Below are 20,337 nucleotides of genomic sequence, written 5' to 3'. Positions count from 1 at the left end.
CAAATTCGGCAAAAACGAATACGGAAAATACCTCAAAAACCTGCTGAACCAATAGATGTAGCCAGTGGCATCTGCTTCGGGAAGGCGACCCCAGAAAACTTCACAAATTGAATTAAGCGGATTTCGTTCCTGATCCCGCAATTGAGCATTATGCCTTTCACTGGCGGTAAGGTGTCTTGCACGCTCTTCTGCTCTTGCCGGCGGATCGTCAATCATGATTTATCGAAAAAACGCATTAAAGTCAAACTGATAGGCAGAAGAGAACGGCGGCCAAAAATAACAGGTCCCGTTCAGTTTTCGTGGAGCGGCTCAGTCTTGCTTTGCCCAGTTACAGCCGGAATCCAGAAGCCTGTATTACTTCACTGAATATGGGTTTCCGCGTCTTGGCGTACTATTCTGGATGCTTCTTGTTGAATGTCCTGGCCCACCGGCCCTTGGATTCGGGAAATAATTGCCAACATCAACCCAGCCCCCTTCGGAGATAGCCACAACGGAGACTTTTTGAGAAACTGAAAACCACGATGAGACAGAGTGTAGGATGGCAGGCAATAGGCGCAGGCGTAACGCGACACGCTTGTCAGGATAAATGCAATACGGTCGGAACGCCCCTCTGCGCTAAGTGCATCAAGGCTCAAAACTTGTTCTTTTACTGCGTCCAAGGCAACGTCGCCGGGAATAACGTCGCCGGGAATGATGAGTTCCCGCGCAACCCTATCGACTTCCGTGTCCGTCAGGGCTTCCAATTCGCGGTCAAGCGCATCAACCTCGCATGTGGCACGATGCGTATATCCATGCTTCAAAACCCATTGTGACAACCCAATTTCGCCACGGCGTACCGTTCTTGTTTTGTCATTTCGAATTTCGAGTTTGCGCCAGTACTTTACAAATTCTGGGTTTCTTAAGATGGCCGGACCAATACCAAGTGCATAAGAAGCATAATGGAAATTTCGGTGCGTCACTCGGAACTTCCACGTAATTTCCCGAAAATTCGCCGGATCGACCCGAGGCATCGCAAAGTTGGAGGTAGCTGCTGCGAAATCCACATTTAAATCGCGCACGTCATCAAACCAAGTGCGTTTTTGTGGGACCAACCATGCGGAATCATTTAAGAGCCAAAGCCGGGTCAACTCTGGGAACCGGTTGGCCACTTCCAGTACGCCATCCCGATACCCGCCAAAGTCATATCCGAAGTTTGGACGTTCTATAATCAGTGACGCGTGTGGGCTAAGTTCAGCAAAATCTGTCCGGCTGAGCGGCAGATTGGATACGACGATTGGGGAAATGCCTGCCTGAACCATCTGCTCCAAAGCATACAGATGGGAAGGCAAGACACCCGTTTTAGGAAAGATAAGAAATATACCGATTTCTGAACCAAATGAAACTGCACCTGGTATGCGCTTCACCTGGCGAGACAACACCCAATCGTAATACCGGCGGAGATATACATGCCGCAGAAGTTCGGCGGGTAGGTGCATGAGCTTGCGGCCCGCGCGCGCCAATTCTCGCTGAATTTTCCATAACGGTGGTAAATTCATTCACACTCATCCAAATGTCGTTTCGATTTCAGTTTCCAAGCTGACTAGGTCGTCACAAATGGGCCGAACTCTTAATCTAAGTATCAACTGATACTGAATGGTTCGAAACGCCTCTAGCACATGCCCTTGGGTTTCAAAACCCAAAACTAGAAGGTGGATGAAGCCAATTGTGAATCCAGCCTATTACCCGGCTTTCTGACCTGTTGAATGAAGTGGTTCCGGAAAACTGGACAGTCGGCTAAGGTGTATCCCAAACCTTTGAAGGGATACGAGAATGGCGAAGCGCCGGAAGTTTAGAGACCAGTTTAAGGCCAAGGTGGCGTTGGAGGCGCTGCGTAGCAGACAAACTCCGCAGCAATCTCGGGCTGCTCTGAAACCCATTTTCCGGCCATTTTTGACTTGAGTTTTCCGCAACGAGTCCTTGGCTGGGAGAAGGAGCGGAAGCGATGAAAGCAGCGAGATTTACGGGCGCGCAGAAGGCGTTTGTTTTGAAGCGGGATGAAGAAGGCAAGACGGTTGCTGAAGTGTGCCGTGAGGCCGGGATCAGCTCTGCGACCTACTTCAACTGGAAGAAAAAGTATGCGGGTATGTTGCCATCTGACATGCGTCGCCTGCGTGAACTGGAAGACGAGAACAGCCGTTTGAAACGGATCGTGGCCGATTTGACCCTGGACCGTGAGATGTTGCAGGACGTTATCAAGCGAAAGCTCTTAGGTTGGATCGGAAGCGCGAGCTTATCGACGGTGTTCGGGAAGACTGGCGGGTGTCTGTCAGGCGCGCCTGCAAGGTGTTGCGGTTCGACAGATCGGCCGACCAGTATGTTTCCCGCCGCACCTATCCGGCCGTCTTGAAACGGCGCATCAAAGAGATTTGCGTGACCCGTGCGCTCCTCGACCGGCTCACACATCTCTGCGACATTGTCGAGACCGGCAATGAAAGCTGACGCTTTCAAAACCGCAAATAGCGCGGGCCCAAAAACCTACGCAAACCCAACGCAGCTGCTTGAAATGGAGACTGTGCTGAGCTGGGCCCGCTCAGAACCGAAGGGGTCAATTTAGGATGTTGATTGAAAGAATCGCTGAGTTAGATCTTGTTTAGAATGCCGAAGCACTCCTCACTTGGGGTGACCGCGTTTTGCGGGTCTAGCGTGACGCGTCAAGACTATTCAATTAGAGAGGGCAAGGCCATAGACGTCTTGGTGGTTGTCCCACGCGTGGTTTTTGAACCGCACCACCTGCAAACCAACTTCCTCAACCGCAGCTCGCACCCAAGCTTCCGAGCAGATTGAAATGCCGTAGCTGGTCGCATTTGGATAGTCACGATAGCCGTAACCGGTCGCAAAATAATCCATACACATGGCGTTCTCTTCCTCTGCCTCAATTCCGTAAACAGACGCGCCGCGTCGCATGACGCGACCCGCTACCAAAGCTCCATGCGTCGTGACAACCGCCCGACCCCTTGCAGTAAGGTGGCGCGCGACAAAGCCGAAAAAGGCCTTGGTGGTATCGGCATCCAAATGGGTTATCAGAGACCCCACCCAAATCAGGTCGAACGCCATTCCAAAATTCAGTGTGGAAAAGTCAGTCGATGACAGGAGCATCTTTGTTCCGAAATTTGCCTTACAGAAGCGTGCGCCGTCCTCATTTAGATCTGCGACAAAAACCTCACTAGAAGGATAGTTCGCCACTAGGTATCGCGTGACACGACCGTGACCGCAAGGTAAATCAAGTATCTTTTCAGGTTGCAATTCGCCCAAAGTGACCTGAATTTCATTGAATGCGTTTGCGCCACAGGAAAAGTAGTGGGCATTGTCGCCTAGATACATTTCATCATTTTTGGAAATCTCTTGTGAAACAGTGGCCATGTGGTCTTTCCGCATTACATCCGAAGATTGAGTTCAAAGAGGTTCGGATTACATTCCAAGAAATGCTTCAGTTAAGAGTTGAGTGCCAAAAACTCTCTAGAATGTAAAGGCGCGCGCAGAGGTTTGGCAAATTGCATCAATCGAATGGCAAGGTTTCGATGAAGCCATTTGTCATCCGTAAAGTTAGAAGTGCGGTCGTCGGTGCCACTTAGTGTCGGTAAGTATGATCGCGTGCAAAAAACAGACCTTTTGACCCAGCCCCCGGCAGTCAGGCCATTGAGGTGTTAGAAATCCATCCAAGAAAAGGATGGACCATGAAACGAAGATTTAGTGATGAGCAGATCATTGGGATGATCAAAGAGTATGAGGCAGGCGTGAAAGCGCAGGAGCTTTGTCGCAGATACGGCATCAGTGATGCGACCTTCTATAAGTACAAAGCAAAGTTTGGCGGCATGAACGTGTCTGATGCCTAGAAGCTGCAGGCGCTGGCAGAAGAGAGCAACAAGCTGAAGCGCATGTTGGCGGATGCGATGCTGGACAATGCAGCCCTAAGGGATCTCGCGACAAAAAACTACTGACGCCTGATGTGAAGCGACGAGCCGTGCGCGATGTGATGGATCGGTATGGCTTGTCTGAGCGTTGGGCGTGTGAATTGGCTGATATGCATAGGTCAGTCTTTCAGTATCAGAAGCGGGATCAGGGCGATGGTGCGATACGCAAAAGGCTGCACGAACTGGCGAATGAACGTCGTCGGTTCGGCTATCGTCGTTTGGGCATCTTGTTGGCCAGGTAAGGTTTTGAGGTGAACCACAAGAAGCTGTTCCGGCTCTATCGCGAAGAAGGGTTGGCTGTGCGTCGTAGACGGTCTCCTCTGCAGGGTGGTTTGTCGCAAAATCACGTAGAGACCTGAGAACCGACTATGATCACCTGCTGTGCTATTTGATGGCCGCGCAGGCAATCATAGCCTCTTTATCAACATCATTCCTAATGTGTTACGGGACCGAATTCATTGCGCAGATGGTATGGGGCTGGATCGCGGCGGTCGGGGCGAATACGGCCTACATCAAACCGGGATCACCATAGGAGAACGAATACTGCGAAAGCTTCAACGCACGGTTCCGCTACAAGCTGTTGACTGGTGAAATCTTCTACAGCTTGTAGGAAACCCAAATCCTGATCGAGCATTGGCACGTCCACTACAACACCGTCAGGCCGCATAGCGCATTGAGGTATCGTCCGCCTGCGCCGAAAAGCACCTTACTGATGGACCAAAGGCCAACATTGCACTAACAATCAAACCGGACCACTCGGTGGAGGCACGCCAGGTTATGCTTCGCGATCATCTGATAATTTGGCGATATCCAGCTGACCAGTTCAGTTTGGGAGGACACAGACCTCAAAAAGCTTGATCCAGAGGAACAATCAAGTATGACAACCGTGGATCAGCGACCACATGAAGGAAGTTGTTTGAATATCCAACGTGGTCGTAACCACTTCGGACGAACTGGATAACCAAAAGTTGAGGTAGTCATAAGTGTTCAGGGCTGGCTCCACCATTTAGGGGACACAGCTGGCCAACTTACACTCTATTGCATAAGCAGATTTCTGAATGTCAAAAAATAAATCCAGTGAAACAAGCGGTCCCCACACTTTGCGGGATTTGGATGCCGAGAATGCACAAGTTTCGCGCAATGAGATTCTCGCAGAACTGTCGCGAACAGCTGCGGAACTTGAATACCTGCGCACTACGTCTAAGGAAAGCCAACATCTTTTTTATGAATTGGCCGAGGCACGGGACAAGCCCTGGGAATCGCTGAAGCATAAACAAGTAAGCAAGTTTCTTTATTGGCTTGCCAGACAGGAGTCTTTGTTTTCCGAACGCCGCCGAGAGCGTTTTTTGTCCTCGGCCAAAAAACGCGATCCCAAGCGCTCAATACATCATTTGGTTGAGATGGGCGCACTCGAAAGTTCAGACGGTGGCGGCAGCTTTGCACGCACCAAAAACCAAGATAGCCCTTCGAGGGGTTCGACCCTAGCTAAAGTGACCAATCGGAAACATGACAGCACCGTTATGGTTGTGAGCCATGATGCCACTCGGACAGGTGCTCCAATACTTGCTTTGAACCTCGTTAAAGAGCTTGGCAAAAACCACAATGTTATATCCGTCACCCTTGGTGGTGGCGAACTTGCTAATGAGTTTCGAGCCGAGAGCGTCGAGTTTTTCGAACTTAACCGTAGGTCCATAAAACAAGCTGAAATTACAAAGAGGATTGTAGAGATTTGCGCTAAGAATGGTGTAAGGGCCGGATTCGTCAACAGTGTTGAATCCAGATCCACCCTTCCCGGTCTCAGGGCGGCAGGCATTCCGTCGGTCGCCCTACTGCATGAATTTGCCACCTACATTCGGCCTACAACCGCATTCTCTGATGTCCTCGTCAACGCGGACCATGTCGTGTTCTCCGCGGACATAACTTTGGACAATGTGCTTTCCGAACTTGGGGTGGAAAGGCCGGTGAATGTCCATATTTTGCCTCAGGGCAAGTGTAGTAGCCAATCGGCCGACGAAGCGCCCAACAAGATCGAAACGGCCTGGTTAGACAGTGTGCTTAGACCTGGCGGAGCAGCGGACGAAACCTTTGTCGTTATCGGTGCGGGTACGATTGAAACGCGCAAGGGGATTGATCTGTTCGTTGAAGTGGCAAATAGGGTCATTCGGGGTCCCGGAGGTGGACGCTTCCGGTTCGTTTGGTTCGGACACGGCTACGATCCGGTTCTTGACACACAGCGTTCGGCCTACTTGGCGGATCAGATCGAACGGGCAGGGATTCAATCGCAAGTGCAAATCGTGCGCTCAACGACAGAGATTGAACACGTCTACAAAACCGCGGATCTGTTGTTGCTTTCGTCACGTCTCGACCCACTTCCGAACGTGGCTATCGATATGCTTGTTGCGAACAAGCCTATGGTTTGCTTTGAGCGCACGACGGGCATAGCCGACCTGTTAGAGTCCGCGGGCTTGAAAGAGGCCTGTATAGCTAGCTTCCTTGACACGACAGAGATGGCCGAAAAGATTGTTGCGTTGGCTCATGATGCTGACCTTCTTGCGGACGTACTGGCACGAAGCCAGAAGTTGGCGCGCGAAACCTTCGATTTTGCGGCATACACCCATCAGCTGGAGAACCTAGTCGTTAGGGGGGGGTGTAAATCGGAAAACATTATCAGGGATGCGAAGCGGTTGAAAACGTCGGGCGCGTTCCGACAGGACTTCTTCAGTAATCCACTTAAAGAGAAGACGACCGAGGATCAGGACATTAAGAACTACCTGAATTCAAATGTGAGCGGTGCACCTTCACGGAAACCTGTGCCAGGCTTCAATCCTCTGATCTACGCGGAGGAACACGGATGGAAATTGTCCAACGACCCCTTCATTTCCTATATTGACGAAGGCTGTCCGGAAGGGCGCTGGAAGTCCGAAGTCATAAATGAGACTAGCGGCATCGACCCGGATGTGTTGCGTACGACAAAAGTGGCCCTTCACATCCACGCATTTTTCCCAGATGAAGTCGGAAACATCTTAACGCGCTTGTCTGCGAACCAAGTAAAACCCAGCTTGTTCGTAAGCGCACCGCAAAGCCAGTTAGAGCTGGTTAAAGACGTTATAAGCCCTTACAACGAGCAGGTTGTCGCTCTGCGAGCTGTCCCGAATAGAGGTCGAGATATTGCGCCGTTTCTTACTGAATTCGGTCAGGAGATGGCGGCGGATTTCGACATTATTGGGCATCTGCACACGAAAAAATCTGGGGATGTTCAGGATCGAAAGGTCGTTGCGAACTGGGTCGAATTCCTAATGCAAAATACCGTAGGCGGTAAGATCGACCCGACAATGCTCGACCGGATTGTGACGACTATGGCAAAGCAGCCGGAGGTCGGCATAGTTTATCCTGACGATCCCAATCTTCTCGGTTGGGCGAAAAACAAGGCTATTGCCGGTCACATCGCACAACGACTAGGGATAACAAAACTTCCGCAGCATATTAACTACCCGATGGGTACTATGTTCTGGGCGCGCGCGGATTTGATCGAACGATTTCTTGAGCTAAACTTGGGGTGGAACGATTATCCGGCAGAACCCTTGCCTTACGACGGCTCGTCCTTGCACGCGATTGAGCGGCTCTTTGGTGTGGCGCCAGCGAGTTTCGGTTATCGCACCGGTGTGACTAATGTGCGCGGGCTAACTCGATGAGACGCAGTTCAAAATGGATTTGGCGGGACAACCCATGAAGATCTTAGTGCTTGGTGGTTGTGGATTCATCGGCTCTCACGTGGTCGATGCCCTTCTTCGAGACGGCCATGAAATTCGAATATTCGACCGGAACGAGGAAAGCTTCCGACTGGCCTTGCCATCGGTGGAATACCGGCTCGGCGATTTCACTGACCAGGCTGCCGTGCGCGATGCCGTGGAGGGGATGGAGGCCGTGTTTCACCTCGTCTCCACCACGTTTCCGAGCACCGCGGCTCTCGATCCCAAACGGGACGTACGCGAGAATCTTCTAGGAACGCAACAACTTGTCGAAGCGATGCTGGATGCAAACGTCTCGCGACTTCTGTTCCTTTCCTCTGGCGGTACCGTTTACGGGATCACGGAAACCGTTCCCATAGACGAAACGCACCCACTTCGCCCCATCAACTCCTACGGTATCACTAAAGTCGCAATTGAAAGCTATTTGGAAATGTACCGGCGCACTCGGGGATTGTCGCCCATCATCATACGGGCGTCGAATCCGTTCGGACCTCGACAGGGCCACACTGGTGTTCAGGGCGTAGTCGCGACGTTCCTCAACCAGATCGTCAATGGCGCAGCGGTGGAGGTCTGGGGCGACGGTTCAGTAGTGCGAGACTACGTATTCGTTCGCGATCTGGCGCGCTTTTGCGCCCTTGCTGGCGCCTCCAGGAAAGAAGGTGTCTACAACGCCGGCAGCGGCCGCGGTACGTCACTTGTAGAATTGTTGGCAGCCATGGAGGATGTGACGGGACGCGCCTTCGAACGTCGCTTTAAACCGGCGCCTGCTACCGATGTGCCAGTTTCCGTCCTTGACTGTTCGGCGGCGCTTGAAACCTTCAATTGGTCTGCTGAAACAGACATGCTTACCGGACTGCAAGAGACATGGGACTGGATTATGGGCCTCAATCTAGGTTCCAAAAATTGAGAGAGCACTTCGATACATCTGCGGGTGATTGCAGGATCTCTTGTTTGCGACAGCAGTTTTTTGTTAAGGAACGCACTGTGGTTATTCACACGCCAAGACGGCACACATGAAGGAGAAGCGGAATGCCACCCAAGACTGATTTCTCCAACATCGGGTTTGCCGACTTTCAGCGTATGGCTAGTGACAGTAAACTTTCGCGCTATGAAAAAATTGGATTTCCGGACACCTATCGCGAGGGCCAAGAAGAAGAGATTTTTTTGGATATCTGCGCCAAGCTGACGAATCTTTCGGGAAAAGCCCGGAGGGTCGTTGACATAGGTCCCGGTTGCAGCGATCTGCCTTTCTTGCTTATTGACTTGTGCGCACGTAACCAACACGCCCTTTCGCTGCTGGATGGCAAAGAGATGCTTTCCCAACTACCCGACAGTGAAGATATTCAAAAAATCGATACACTCTTCCCCAACTGCCCAAGCTTTCTTGCGGAGGAAAAAGGGCGAATCGACGCGATCCTGTGTTACAGTGTTCTTCATTATGTATTCGAAGAAGGGTCCGTTTTTAGGTTCCTGGATGAGGCCCTCAGTCTGCTGGCGCCGGGTGGTCAACTGCTGATCGGTGACATTCCTAACATCTCGAAGCGCAAGAGGTTCTTTGCAAGCGACACCGGTGCAGACTTTCACCGGGCTTTCATGAAAACGGACGATGCACCTGATGTTCGGTTCAACGTGTCGAACCCTGGACAAATTGACGATGCTGCCATCTTTGGCTTGCTCCAGCGGGCAAGGAGCGCTGGTTTTGACGCCTATGTCGTGCCGCAGAGCCCAAAACTCCCTATGGCAAACCGGCGTGAAGACATCTTAATTGTGCGGCCTTAGAAGCGGGAGAGTGCGAGCATGGACAAGACATCGGAAGTGGTTATTCTGGGCGACCATGCCTTCGCGGAAGTCGCCTATGAATGCTTTACACACGATTCGGAATTTGAGGTGAAAGGTTTCGCAGTTGAAGAGGCATACCTTACTTCAGAAACAAAGTTCGGGCTACCCGTGGTTCCTATCGAGAAGATCGAAGATTATTTCGACCCCGAGCGCGTGCATTTCTACGCTGCGCTGGTTTACACGCAGCTCAATCGCCTCAGAACGCGCCTTTACGAGGTCGCAAAGGCAAAGCACTTCAAACCCGCGTCCTATATCTCGAGCCGTGCATCGGTTTGGCACAACGTTACTCTCGGTGAACACTGCTTCGTTTTCGAAGACAACACGATCCAGCCATTCGTACAGATCGGCGACAATGTCGTGTTGTGGAGCGGCAACCACATTGGGCATCACAGCAGGATCCGCGACAATTGCTTCGTGTCTTCCCACGTTGTGATCTCTGGATTCTGCGACATCGGTGAAAACTCATTCCTCGGCGTGAACGCTTCGCTTGCGAACAATCTCACGATTGGCGAGGATAATTGGATCGGTCCGGGTGTCACACTTCTTCAGAACACAGAAGCAAACCAGCTTTTCAAGGGTGAACAGCCGGACCCCTCACGTGTAACGCCTAAGCGTATGTTTAAGGTGCGGTCTTGATTTGGAACAAACGTGGCATCGTCTGGGCCCCCACTAAACAGCTTGGTGGCTACACTCACGGGATGGGTCCATCGCCTTTCCGAATAGACGAAGACACACTGCGTGTCTTCGTCACTGTGCTCGATTCCAAAGGCCGCGGGCACATTCAATATGTCGATGTTTTGGCGGAGGACCCTACCCGCGTGGTTGCGCAATCGGACGGCCCGGTCCTCGGTCCCGGTATTCCCGGATCTTTCGACGACAACGGCATCATGGCGCTAAGTCCGGTGCGTGCGCCATGCGGCCGTATCTTTCTCTACTACGCCGGGTTTGAGATCTGCCATCACATCCGCTATCGCATCATGACCGGCCTCGCTATAAGCGAAGACAATGGAAAGACGTTTCAGCGTTATTCGAACACACCCATCCTCGATCGCTCGGATGAGGAGCTGTACTTTCGCGGCGGTCCGTTCGTGCTTCTGAACGATGGAAAATTTCGCATGTGGTATGTCGCGGGAAGCCGTTGGATCGACGTGGCTGGAAAACAGATGCCGGTCTACGACTTGCGCTATGCGGAGTCGGACGACGGCATGACCTGGCCCTCTCGGGGCTACGTGTCGATGGCACTGACCAACGTCGACGAACACGGGTTCGGCCGTCCTTGGGTGGTTAAGCGCGGGCCAGACGACTATCAGCTCTTCTATTCAATTCGCCGTACTTCGCTTGGCGCCTACCGCCTTGGCTATGCGGAATCCAGCGACGGACTTTCGTGGACGCGCAAAGATACGGAGATGGGTCTTGATGTCACGCCGGGTGGTTTCGACGGAAAAGCAATCATGTATTCGGCTGTGGTCGAAGCGCAGGGCCGGACCTGGTGTTTCTACAACGGCGACGGCTTCGGTGCCGCTGGTTTTGCGGTAGCGGAACTTGCTGAATGACCCTAGTGATTAAACCCTTTTCATTGGATGATAGCCCACTTTGGGACGCATTTTGCCATGTTGCTGTTAACGCGACGCTGCTGCACAGCCGTCGCTTCTTGTCCTACCACGGCGACAGGTTCGAGGATCTTTCGCTCCTCCTTTATGACAAAGACCAGCTTCGCGCGATACTTCCCGCGGCACGCGCACCGAACGATGCGACGCTTGTGGTCAGTCATCCCGGCGCAACTTATGGCGGGTTCGTTCACGCCGGACAACTTGCTGGAGAAAACGCGATTGACGCTTTTCATGCAGTTGCGGCACACTACCGAAGCGTCGGATGTGACCGATTGCTCTACAAGCCGGTGCCTCACATCTATGCCCAGTCACCCGCGGCAGACGATCTCTATGCGCTGTTCCGTCTAGGGGCGGAACGCCAGCGCTGCGATCTCTCCAGCACTATTGACCTATCGTTTCGTAGACCCGTCTCCAGTCGACGCAAAAGGTCCTTAGAAAAGGCGCGACGCGTCGTGAGTGTCAGTGCAGATATTGCGAAGCTGGACGCGTTATGGGATGTGGTAGAAGACAATCTCGCACGCAAACACAAGACGCGACCGGTGCACTCCCGTACCGAGATCAAGGATCTCGCGACACGGTTCCCGGATGAAATTAAGCTACGAACAGCACACATAGGCGACAAAATCGTCGCAGGAACCCTTTTGTTCGCTTCGCGACAGGTCTGGCACGCGCAATATATCGCCTCGAGCGAAGACGGATATGCTGTGTCCGCTCTCGATGCGGTATTCGATACCTCCATCAAAGATGCCAAATCGGCTGGCGTGCGATACTTCGATTTCGGTTCAAGCAACGAGGACCATGGTCGTGTCCTTAACGCCGGACTTTACCGATTCAAGACAGAATTCGGTGGCGGAGGGGTTGCTCATGAGTTCTACATGGTTCAACTAGACTCCCTATGAAGCCAAACGTCTCTGACCTAAAAATTCTAGAACTGCCTAAGCGTTCCGATGTCCGAGGCAATCTGACCTTTATTGAATCCGAAAGGCATGTGCCTTTCGACATCCGGCGCGTCTTCTATCTCTACGACGTACCCACTGCTGAAAGTCGTGGTGCACATGCTCATCGCGCACTGCATCAGTTTCTTATTTGCCTCTCGGGAAGTTTTGATGTTGAAGCCGATGACGGTGTTACAAAACGAACCATTCACTTGAATAGGCCATGGCTTGGCCTGCATGTCCCACCGATGATCTGGGCCTCCGAGGTGAATTTCGATGCGGGGTCCGTCTGTCTTGTGCTCACTTCAGACTATTACGACGAGGCTGATTACATCCGGGACTACGACACATTCCTTGCCCTCAAAAGAGCTTTGCAATGAAGGTTCCTTTCCTCGACCTCGGCGAGGCCTATCGCACCTTGCAGTCGGACATCAATGAAGCTGTCACTCGTGTTCTGGCATCAGGTTGGTATGTCCTTGGCGAAGAAGTTGATCACTTCGAAACCGCCTTTGCAGCTTACTGCGGTTCGGCGCATGCCGTCGGTCTAGCAAGTGGTCTGGACGCCTTACATCTTGGGTTGCGCGCACTGGGTATCGGTGAAGGCGACGAGGTGATCGTGCCTTCAAATGGGTACATCGCGACGTGGCTTGGCGTCAGCATTGCTGGCGCTACACCTGTACCGGTGGAGCCAGACATGGCAACACACAATATCGACCCAAGCCGTATTGAAGCAGCGATCACGCCCCGTACACGCGCTATCGTGGCGTTGCACCTTTACGGCCTACCTGCCGACCTCGAGCAGATAATGGGTATTGCGCGCCGATACAATCTGAGCGTTGTTGAAGATGCCGCGCAGGCACACGGTGCGCGATATCGAGGAGAAAAGATCGGACAACACGGCGACGTTGTCGCGTGGAGCTTCTATCCAAGCAAAAATCTTGGCGCTCTGGGCGATGCTGGGGCGGTAACGACAAATGACGCCGATGTTGCTGAACGCATCCGTATTCTACGCAATTACGGGTCGCAAGAGCGATACGTGAACAAGGTCCGCGGCATCAACAGCCGGCTCGACCCGATCCAGGCGGCTGTTCTGAAAGTCAAACTTGATCACCTTGACGCCTGGAATGCGCATCGCTCCAAGATTGCAGCACTCTACCGGGAGCGGCTTGCCAATGTACCCGGTGTGATCCTGCCGATTGAGCCCGAGGGTTGCCAATCGGCTTGGCACCTTTTTGTAGTGCGGGTCCAGCAGCGACAGCGGCTGAAAGAGGCGCTGAACAAGACAGGCATCGGCACACAAGTCCATTACCCGATTCCGCCGCATATGCAGGAGGCCTATGCTGATCTGGGATTTACACCAGACAACTTTCCAGTCGCGCGTCGGCTAGCCGACGAAGTGCTAAGCCTTCCTTGTGGCCCACAGATGCCCCTTGAGGCAGTCGACATGGTTTCCGAACGAATTCTTAAGGTTATCAAGTCATCATGAGAGGTACGGCTCTGCCAGAATTGGCCACGCTGCAAAATCAGATTCGCAACGCGCTCGCCATCAGAGATATTGCTTCTGCGCTCGACAGTGTTCGATGGTTCGTCGATTCAATTCTAACTAATCCACGCGCAATAACCCGTGTATTGGGAAGTGAAGAACTGGATGCGCTCTGCCAGGACATCGCGGAAGAAATCAAATGCAGCGTCCCGCGAAATGCGGCAGATCGTTCGGGCACGGTTATCATCGCCTCCGAGCTTTCTAGGGCCGGCGGCCACGAACAGGTTATGGCGGACATCGTGAATCTAAACCTGTTCGACTCGCCGGTCACAATATTGCTGACGGACTGCTTTGACCGGGCCGATGCCGCAATTGCGGAGGAATTCGCGGCATTCAACCAGGTGGAGGTGACTACTGTGCAGGGCGTGGATAGTGCCGCGCGCTTGGATAGTGTTTGTAAATACCTTTGTGACAAGGCCCCGGAAAATCTTCTTCTCTTCTTCCATCATCAGGATACCATCGGGTTTTGCGCCGCATTGGCTGCAGGTATCCCCAATACCATCTTCGTCCACCATGCAGATCATCACCTCAGTCTTGGTGTGACTTGCAAGCAGTTTCGACACGTCGATCTCGCTAATATGGCATTTGAGAATTGTCACCACGATTTTGGGATCACAGATAATATCTACTGGCCCCTGATCCTGCGCAATGATGTAGGTGTGCAAAATAGGGAGTTCAACAAAAACCATTGCTGGAGAAGTTGTTCCGTCGGACGAGCGGACAAATTTGCAGCAAATGGCTACGCCTTCGACTATGCATCGCTTCTGCCAAAAATCCTCAAGGCCACGGGCGGAACCCACGTTCATATCGGACCCTTGTCAACCAATCTCAGTAGCTCCATCGAAAAGAGTTTTGTAGAGAATGGTGTGCCACTTGATCGGGTAAAGTTTATTTCCTACGCGCCTTCTGTCGCGCAGGCTTTGATCGACGAAAATGTCGACGTTTTTCTTGGTTCCTTTCCAACAGGTGGCGGGAAATCAACAATTGAGGCTATGGCCGCAGGCATCCCCCTATTGATGCATCAGAATTATCGCCACCGCATGTTTTGCGGAGCTGACGTGGCCTATCCAGGCGCACTGACTTGGCAAACGGAAGAAGAGCTTTTTGAGGTACTCGCTGGCCTATCTCCAGAAATTCTATCGGATCATGCCAGTCGGTCACGTGCGTGTTTCGAACGAAACCATTCCAGTGATGCACTCGTTTCTGCTATTAAGAGCCAGAATTGTGTGCCGCCGCCCCTGATTGAACACCCTGTGAATCAATTGTTCTTTTTTCTAGACGAAGAGCGTGATTGGCGTGCGTCTGAGGAGAGCAGGCTCGTTGCCGAAAACAAGGTGTTGGCCCTTGAAGCAGAGGTTGCCGAACTTGAAGCAGAGGTTGCCGAACTTGAGGGCAGACTTGCAGGTCTTGAAGAGAAGCTCACGTCACCCCGTAAACTGAGTCGAGAACTGGCTCGTCAGCTCAATCGGCGGCTGCATGGCAAGAGACTGAGGTGAAGTTTGATCTGACTAGGGGTGGGGAATGACCTGCGCCCCGAAGCTTCCCTCGTTCTGATGTAGAGTTTCCCGCATTTTCTCTGCATGACGGGCTGGTATCGTCATGTGAGTTTGCCAGCGTTGCCGGTGGGATGTTCCCGATGACGCTGTACGGTCGTTCTTCGTTGTAGTATCTACGCCATTCCTCCATCTTTTCGCAAGCATCCGACAGCGACAGGAACCAATGCGTTTTCAGGCATTCGGCCCTAAACTTTAAGTTGAACGCTTCGATGAAGGCATTGTCGGTCGGTTTGCCAGGGCGGGAGAAGTCGAGCGTGACGCCGTTATGGTAAGCCCACAAGTCCATGAACTCGCTGCCGTTATCCACTCGTATCGTCGCTGGGAAGCCAATCTGCCGACACACCCGATCCAGTGTGGCAACAACGTCTTCACCCTTGTAGCTGAACCTTGGGTCGATTACGGGTGAGGCGCGCGAGAATGTATCGACCACGGTCAGGACGCGAAGTTTACGGCCAGTCGCAAGCTGGTCATGGACGAAGTCCACGGCCCAGACATCATTGGGCCTCACGGCATCCGAGCGATCCTCCCTCAGTTTTGCCTTCACCCGCCGTTTTGGCGATTTGTTCCGCAATTGCAGCCCCATCTCGCGGTAAATCCTGTAGACCTTCTTGACGTTGATCGGCCAACCCTCGCAGCGCAACACCTTGCAAGCGCGCCTGACAGACACCCGCCAGTCTTCCCGAACACCGTCGATAAGCTCGCGCTTCCGATCCAACCTAAGAGCTTTCGCTTGATAACGTCCTGCAACATCTCACGGTCCAGGGTCAAATCGGCCACGATCCGTTTCAAACGGCTGTTCTCGTCTTCCAGTTCACGCAGGCGACGCATGTCAGATGGCAACATACCCGCATACTTTTCTTCCAGTTGAAGCAGGTCGCAGAGCTGATCCCGGCCTCACGGCACACTTCAGCAACCGTCTTGCCGTCTTCAACCTGCTTCAAAACAAACGCCTTCTGCGCGCCTGTAATTCTCGCTGCTTTCATCGCCTCCGCCCTTCTCCCAGCCAAGGACTCGTTGCGGAAAACTCTAATCAAAAATGGCCGGAAAATGGGTTTCAGAGCAAAAGGTCTATCCCGGTTGGTGGGCCACTTTCAGGAGGCTACTCCAAACCCTGACGACGGACACGGCACGAAAATTGATGGAATACGGAACGCGAAAATGCCTTAGGCGAGGTCGGGGAATCTACTGATCATCACCCAGCGCATTGGCCAATTTGGATTGCAAACAATAACTTGACGATGCCTATTGGACCACTTAGGTGAGGCAGATCTGGCTTGCTAGAAAAGTCTTTCCAGGGAAAGACGAATTAAAACTAGTTCAATATCATCGATTTTGTGAACTGACGACGAACGGACAAGCATTGGAACCGCGAGTTACAATTATCAGTGTAACCTACAACAGCGTCAGCACTCTTCCTCAGATGCTGGCGTCGGTTCCCGATGGTGTTCCCATAGTGTTAGTCGATAATGGCTCGGACGATTTAGAAGAGCTAGAGCGGCTCGCACAACTCAAGAACGCCAAACTCATTCTAAACGACCAGAACGTGGGGTTTGGGGTAGGGTGTAACCAGGGTGCGGCCGGGGTCGAGACCGAGTTCTTGTTGTTTTTGAACCCAGATGCGCGCTTGTTGAAGGGAAGCTTGGAGAAGTTGCTGGCGGGTGCAGACCGGCACAAAACTGCCTCAGCGTTCAATCCGGCATTTACCCAAAAGTCTGGCAAAGGGTTGCTGAAACGATCCAGCGTATTGCTACCACGTAAAAAATGGTTGCGCGGTATTGAAGCCGACACTGATCTGCAGGTTCCTATATTGTCCGGCGCAGCATTGCTTGTGCGCCGGTCTGCTTTCGAGAAGGTCGGTGGATTCGACGCAAATATCTTTTTATACCATGAAGATGACGACATCTGTCTGCGCTTGGATGAGCAAGTGGGGCCTTTGTTTTTCCTTCCCGAAGCTGAAGTAACCCATATTGGGGGCAAGTCTTCTCCTAGAAGCCCAAAGGTTGCCGCCATCAAAGCCTGGCACATGGGGCGCTCGCGTGTTTACGCTGCACGCAAACACAAACGTCCAGCTCCTTTTTTGCATGCGTTTTTGAGCGCCTTGCTGCAGGCAGTTTCACCTCTGGTTTTGTTTTCAGAACGAAAACGCGCCAAACAAATGGCTTTCTTGCGAGCTGTATGGTCGACCCGGTACACGTCTTCATAGACTTCGGGCAAACAGCACGAGTGAAAATGAGCGGCTTTGTTTCATACCTTCCAACCCCAAATTGACCTCTGGCCTTTGGGCTAGATTGTTTTGCAAACAACCAGCATAAATCTGCAAAAAGCGTAAGCCGCGCCATTTTCAAAGCCCACATATTCACCACGGTTTTGAGGAAATATGAGATTTTACTGTTGTTTTTGGTTGGTTTTGTGGAGTAATGTGGAATTTGTAACAGTACTTAAGGACAGATGCAGCAAGGCTCATTCCGGACAAAAAACGAATACCAAAGTACTTGTGTTTGGGTTACTCGCATGCCGATATCTCCAAGGATTTTCTAAACTGTCGCTCCTCAGATCCACACCTCATCACGACACAGGATAGAATCGAATGCAGAATCCTAGGACCTCACAGACCGATGAAAGCACCGACCTGCTGTCTCATGCGGTAAAGATAGCTGACCTGGCCAGCGAAGCAGCGCGGGGGTATTTTCGTGGCGCGCTGGGGGTTGAGTTCAAATCGGATGAAAGCCCGGTGACACAGGCCGACAGGGGTGTTGAAGCGCAGGTTCGCGCCTATCTTGGACAGCATTTTCCCGATCACGGCGTCTTTGGCGAAGAACATGGGTTCGAGGGGCGGGATTGCCGCGAGGTTTGGATCATCGACCCGATTGATGGAACCCGGTCATTTCTGTCAGGGCATCCGTTGTTTGGGTTTCTGTTGGGTCATCTGGTTGACGGCAAACCGGATATCGGCGTGATCGGCATGCCAGCGATAAATGAAGTATTTACCGGCGCCGCTGGTCAGGGCGCCACGTTGAATGGCCGTGAGATCACGACTTCGGCCCAGACGCGGCTGGATCAGTCCATTCTTTTCGTAAACGAAGGGGACAAGATCTATCGCGATCATCCGACGTTATTCGACAGGCTGATGCATTCTGGACAGACCAGACGGCTCGCCTATGATTGCTACCCCCATGCCCTGCTGGCGGCGGGCCATGTGGATGCTGTGATCGACTATGATCTACAGCCCTATGATTACCTGCCAGTGCTGGCCGTGGTTGAAGCGGCGGGTGGCGTGATGACAGATTGGCAGGGTCGGCCGCTTGACCTGAGTTCTGACGGCCGGGTGATTTCAGCGGCAACACCCGAACTGCACGGGGAAATGCTGGACTTGGTGAACGGGTAGGATCATGGCGATAGTAAGCTTTCTCATCAGCCTGGCCGGAGCCACGATGCTGCTGCTTTATGCAGTGCGGATGGTCCGCACAGGAATCGAGCGCAGCTATGGGGCTTCGTTCCAGCGTCTCATGACGGGCCAAAGCCATTACGCGCAGGCGTCAATGGTCGGCATTTTAATGGCGGTGGTTCTACAAAGCTCGGCGGCAGTTGCCCTTTTGACATCAGGTTTTGCTGCCGGAGGATTCCTGACCTTTCCCACTGGTCTTGCAATCGTGCTGGGCGCTGATCTTGGTTCGGCGCTGATCATTCAGGTTTTGTCATTCCAGTTGGGTTGGCTGATACCGTTGCTTCTGGCGGTTGGTGGGTATCTGTTTGTCAAGACCGAGGCCAAGAAGCCCCGGCAATTGGGTCGCATTCTGATGGGGATTGCGTTCATCCTGATCTCATTGCGCTTTTTGCGCGAAGCCATGGACCCGATCCGGGACAGTGCCTTTCTGCCTGCCGTCGCCGAGTATCTGGCGCGCGACTATATTACAGCGTTTCTGGTCGGCGGCGCGCTGGCCTTTGTTATGCATTCCTCGGTCGCGGCGATCCTGATGTGTGTGACGCTGGTCCAGATCGGCGCAATCCCGTTTGCCGCCGGGCTGTCGCTGGTATTGGGGGCCAATTTCGGTTCAGCTTTCATACCTGTTTGGCTGAGCAGGGGGATGGAAATGCCCGCCAGGCGCATACCCTTTGCCAACCTGGCCTTGCGCGGCAGCTGGGCGATAGTCACCCTTTTCGCGGCGACTGCGGCACTGCGTGCCGGTGTTCTGGGGGATTTGCAGGGCGGTCAGATGCTGGTCAATGCGCATCTTGCGTTCAATGCCTCGTTGCTGTTGCTGGCACTGCCATTCTGCGGGCGTTTGCGCGCACCTTTCGAGCAGTTTTTTCCGGATCCGAAATCTGCGGACGCGCTGGCCCAGGCAGGTCGCCCGGCCAGCGCGCTGGATGTGCGCACCGCCGGCAGCCCGTCTCAGGCGCTGTCCAGCCTCAAGCGTGAACTGCTGCGCATGAGCGACCTGGTCGAATCGATGTTCCGCCCGTCACTGGAATTGTATCGCAGCGGAGACAAGGACCAGATACGCGCCGTAAGGGACATGGACGAGGATGTGAACGACTGCCTGTCGGGTATTCGAAAATTCGTGGCCGCCATTCCCGAAGAGACGTTCGGAAAGCAGAACGCAAAAGTGGCGCGCGACCTGATGGAATACGCAATCCGGCTGGAAACCGCGGGCGACGTTGTTGCCAAGCGGCTGACTGTTCTGGCGGGCGACATGCGGAAGAAAGGCGCTTCATTTTCGAAAGAGGGCTGGTCGGAACTGGTTGAGATGCACGAAGGCATCCTCGCCAACCTCAAACTGGCCTCAAACGTTCTGATCTCGGATGATCTGGAAAGCGCCCGTCTGCTGAGCCTTGAGAAAACCGAAATCAAACGGGCCGAGCGTGACAGCCGCAAACGCCACCTCAAACGCTTGCAGCACGGCAGTACGGAAAGCTTTGAGACCAGCGATATCCACCTGGAAACCCTGCGCGCGTTCCGTGAATTTAACAGCCACATCGCCGCAGTGGCCTATCCGATCCTGTATCGGAACGGGCAATTGCTGGAAACCCGCCTGATCGAAGAAATGCCGCACAAGGAACAGGACGAGGATACGGAGGTCTAGGTCCAACAGCACCGGCAGAGATCGGTTTCGTACGGATACGGTCTGTTACAGATTGTAACCGCTCGGGCCAG

At 53.0% G+C, this 20,337-nt stretch carries 17 protein-coding genes and 3 pseudogenes; 16 read left to right on the top strand and 4 right to left on the bottom strand.

Annotation, left to right across the window (positions count from 1 at the left end; all coding sequences use genetic code 11):
• Positions 1-216 (bottom strand): hypothetical protein (locus I9182_RS16605; RefSeq protein WP_209599016.1); only part of this gene is annotated, 216 nt, incomplete at its 3' end.
• A 143-nt stretch (positions 217-359) separates the two neighbouring features.
• Entirely contained in the window at positions 360-1,535 is a 1,176-nt protein-coding gene (locus I9182_RS16600; RefSeq protein ID WP_209599015.1) for a rhamnan synthesis F family protein, read from the bottom strand.
• Between the two features lie 446 nt (positions 1,536-1,981).
• On the opposite strand from I9182_RS16600, the pseudogene I9182_RS16595 reads away from it, so the two are divergent.
• A pseudogene (locus tag I9182_RS16595) lies at positions 1,982-2,418 on the top strand (transposase); the annotation flags it as partial.
• Between the two features lie 282 nt (positions 2,419-2,700).
• On the opposite strand, the gene I9182_RS16590 reads toward I9182_RS16595, so the two are convergent.
• Entirely contained in the window at positions 2,701-3,399 is a 699-nt protein-coding gene (locus I9182_RS16590) for a class I SAM-dependent methyltransferase (RefSeq protein WP_209508297.1), read from the bottom strand.
• A gap of 314 nt (positions 3,400-3,713) precedes the next feature.
• On the opposite strand from I9182_RS16590, the gene I9182_RS16585 reads away from it, so the two are divergent.
• The 12 genes and pseudogenes from I9182_RS16585 (at position 3,714) to I9182_RS16530 (ending at position 15,122) form a co-directional block, all read left to right on the top strand.
• On the top strand, positions 3,714-3,872 hold the full coding sequence (locus I9182_RS16585; RefSeq protein WP_209508298.1) for a transposase: 159 nt from the start codon (positions 3,714-3,716) through the stop codon (positions 3,870-3,872).
• 113 nt (positions 3,873-3,985) lie between these two features.
• On the top strand, positions 3,986-4,192 hold the full coding sequence (locus I9182_RS16580) for a hypothetical protein (protein ID WP_209599013.1): 207 nt from the start codon (positions 3,986-3,988) through the stop codon (positions 4,190-4,192).
• 203 nt (positions 4,193-4,395) lie between these two features.
• A pseudogene (locus I9182_RS16575) lies at positions 4,396-4,689 on the top strand (transposase); the annotation flags it as partial.
• Positions 4,690-5,008: 319 nt separating this feature from the next.
• Positions 5,009-7,642, top strand: a complete 2,634-nt coding sequence (locus I9182_RS16570; RefSeq protein ID WP_209599012.1) for a rhamnan synthesis F family protein — start codon at positions 5,009-5,011, stop codon at positions 7,640-7,642.
• 34 nt (positions 7,643-7,676) lie between these two features.
• On the top strand, positions 7,677-8,606 hold the full coding sequence (locus tag I9182_RS16565; protein ID WP_209508301.1) for an NAD-dependent epimerase/dehydratase family protein: 930 nt from the start codon (positions 7,677-7,679) through the stop codon (positions 8,604-8,606).
• A 122-nt stretch (positions 8,607-8,728) separates the two neighbouring features.
• Complete coding sequence (locus I9182_RS16560) at positions 8,729-9,478, top strand: class I SAM-dependent methyltransferase (RefSeq protein ID WP_209508302.1); 750 nt, start codon at positions 8,729-8,731, stop codon at positions 9,476-9,478.
• Between the two features lie 18 nt (positions 9,479-9,496).
• The gene (locus I9182_RS16555; protein WP_209599011.1) at positions 9,497-10,174 is read left to right on the top strand and encodes an acetyltransferase; all 678 of its coding nucleotides are present in this window, start codon (positions 9,497-9,499) and stop codon (positions 10,172-10,174) included.
• On the top strand, positions 10,171-11,091 hold the full coding sequence (locus I9182_RS16550) for a hypothetical protein (RefSeq protein WP_209599010.1): 921 nt from the start codon (positions 10,171-10,173) through the stop codon (positions 11,089-11,091). The genes I9182_RS16555 and I9182_RS16550 overlap by 4 nt, the downstream gene beginning before the upstream one ends.
• On the top strand, positions 11,088-12,047 hold the full coding sequence (locus tag I9182_RS16545; protein ID WP_209599009.1) for a GNAT family N-acetyltransferase: 960 nt from the start codon (positions 11,088-11,090) through the stop codon (positions 12,045-12,047). Before I9182_RS16550 ends, I9182_RS16545 begins: the two co-directional genes overlap by 4 nt.
• Positions 12,044-12,463 carry an FdtA/QdtA family cupin domain-containing protein gene (locus I9182_RS16540; RefSeq protein WP_209599008.1) on the top strand — a complete coding sequence of 140 codons (420 nt, stop codon included), beginning with the start codon at positions 12,044-12,046 and terminating at the stop codon, positions 12,461-12,463. Before I9182_RS16545 ends, I9182_RS16540 begins: the two co-directional genes overlap by 4 nt.
• Positions 12,460-13,569 carry a DegT/DnrJ/EryC1/StrS family aminotransferase gene (locus I9182_RS16535; protein ID WP_209599007.1) on the top strand — a complete coding sequence of 370 codons (1,110 nt, stop codon included), beginning with the start codon at positions 12,460-12,462 and terminating at the stop codon, positions 13,567-13,569. The genes I9182_RS16540 and I9182_RS16535 overlap by 4 nt, the downstream gene beginning before the upstream one ends.
• Entirely contained in the window at positions 13,566-15,122 is a 1,557-nt protein-coding gene (locus I9182_RS16530; RefSeq protein ID WP_209599006.1) for a glycosyltransferase, read from the top strand. The genes I9182_RS16535 and I9182_RS16530 overlap by 4 nt, the downstream gene beginning before the upstream one ends.
• 88 nt (positions 15,123-15,210) lie before the next feature.
• On the opposite strand, the pseudogene I9182_RS16525 reads toward I9182_RS16530, so the two are convergent.
• Positions 15,211-16,165: pseudogene (locus I9182_RS16525) on the bottom strand (IS3 family transposase); the annotation flags it as partial.
• A gap of 275 nt (positions 16,166-16,440) precedes the next feature.
• Here I9182_RS16525 and I9182_RS16520 point away from each other — a divergent pair.
• The 3 genes from I9182_RS16520 (at position 16,441) to I9182_RS16510 (ending at position 20,266) form a co-directional block, all read left to right on the top strand.
• Positions 16,441-17,385, top strand: a complete 945-nt coding sequence (locus I9182_RS16520) for a glycosyltransferase family 2 protein (RefSeq protein WP_348540407.1) — start codon at positions 16,441-16,443, stop codon at positions 17,383-17,385.
• 384 nt (positions 17,386-17,769) lie between these two features.
• Complete coding sequence (locus tag I9182_RS16515; protein WP_209599005.1) at positions 17,770-18,567, top strand: inositol monophosphatase family protein; 798 nt, start codon at positions 17,770-17,772, stop codon at positions 18,565-18,567.
• A gap of 4 nt (positions 18,568-18,571) precedes the next feature.
• Positions 18,572-20,266 carry a Na/Pi cotransporter family protein gene (locus I9182_RS16510; protein WP_209599004.1) on the top strand — a complete coding sequence of 565 codons (1,695 nt, stop codon included), beginning with the start codon at positions 18,572-18,574 and terminating at the stop codon, positions 20,264-20,266.
• Positions 20,267-20,337 lie beyond the last annotated feature (71 nt).

The organism is Ruegeria sp. HKCCSP351, from assembly GCF_017872535.1.
GTDB lineage: Bacteria > Pseudomonadota > Alphaproteobacteria > Rhodobacterales > Rhodobacteraceae > Ruegeria.
Note: the sequence above shows the minus strand (reverse complement) of the source record. Positions and strands in the feature narration are given on the sequence as shown.

Excerpts from the sequence above, each read along its gene's own strand:
- I9182_RS16555 (WP_209599011.1), top strand. The coding sequence starts at position 9,497 with ATGGACAAGACATCGGAAGTGGTTATTCTGGGCGACCATGCCTTCGCG.
- I9182_RS16515 (WP_209599005.1), top strand. The coding sequence starts at position 17,770 with ATGCAGAATCCTAGGACCTCACAGACCGATGAAAGCACCGACCTGCTG.
- I9182_RS16540 (WP_209599008.1), top strand. The coding sequence starts at position 12,044 with ATGAAGCCAAACGTCTCTGACCTAAAAATTCTAGAACTGCCTAAGCGT.
- I9182_RS16590 (WP_209508297.1), bottom strand. The coding sequence starts at position 3,399 with ATGGCCACTGTTTCACAAGAGATTTCCAAAAATGATGAAATGTATCTA.
- I9182_RS16585 (WP_209508298.1), top strand. The coding sequence starts at position 3,714 with ATGAAACGAAGATTTAGTGATGAGCAGATCATTGGGATGATCAAAGAG.
- I9182_RS16570 (WP_209599012.1), top strand. The coding sequence starts at position 5,009 with ATGTCAAAAAATAAATCCAGTGAAACAAGCGGTCCCCACACTTTGCGG.
- I9182_RS16600 (WP_209599015.1), bottom strand. The coding sequence starts at position 1,535 with ATGAATTTACCACCGTTATGGAAAATTCAGCGAGAATTGGCGCGCGCG.
- I9182_RS16560 (WP_209508302.1), top strand. The coding sequence starts at position 8,729 with ATGCCACCCAAGACTGATTTCTCCAACATCGGGTTTGCCGACTTTCAG.
- I9182_RS16510 (WP_209599004.1), top strand. The coding sequence starts at position 18,572 with ATGGCGATAGTAAGCTTTCTCATCAGCCTGGCCGGAGCCACGATGCTG.
- I9182_RS16545 (WP_209599009.1), top strand. The coding sequence starts at position 11,088 with ATGACCCTAGTGATTAAACCCTTTTCATTGGATGATAGCCCACTTTGG.
- I9182_RS16530 (WP_209599006.1), top strand. The coding sequence starts at position 13,566 with ATGAGAGGTACGGCTCTGCCAGAATTGGCCACGCTGCAAAATCAGATT.
- I9182_RS16565 (WP_209508301.1), top strand. The coding sequence starts at position 7,677 with ATGAAGATCTTAGTGCTTGGTGGTTGTGGATTCATCGGCTCTCACGTG.
- I9182_RS16535 (WP_209599007.1), top strand. The coding sequence starts at position 12,460 with ATGAAGGTTCCTTTCCTCGACCTCGGCGAGGCCTATCGCACCTTGCAG.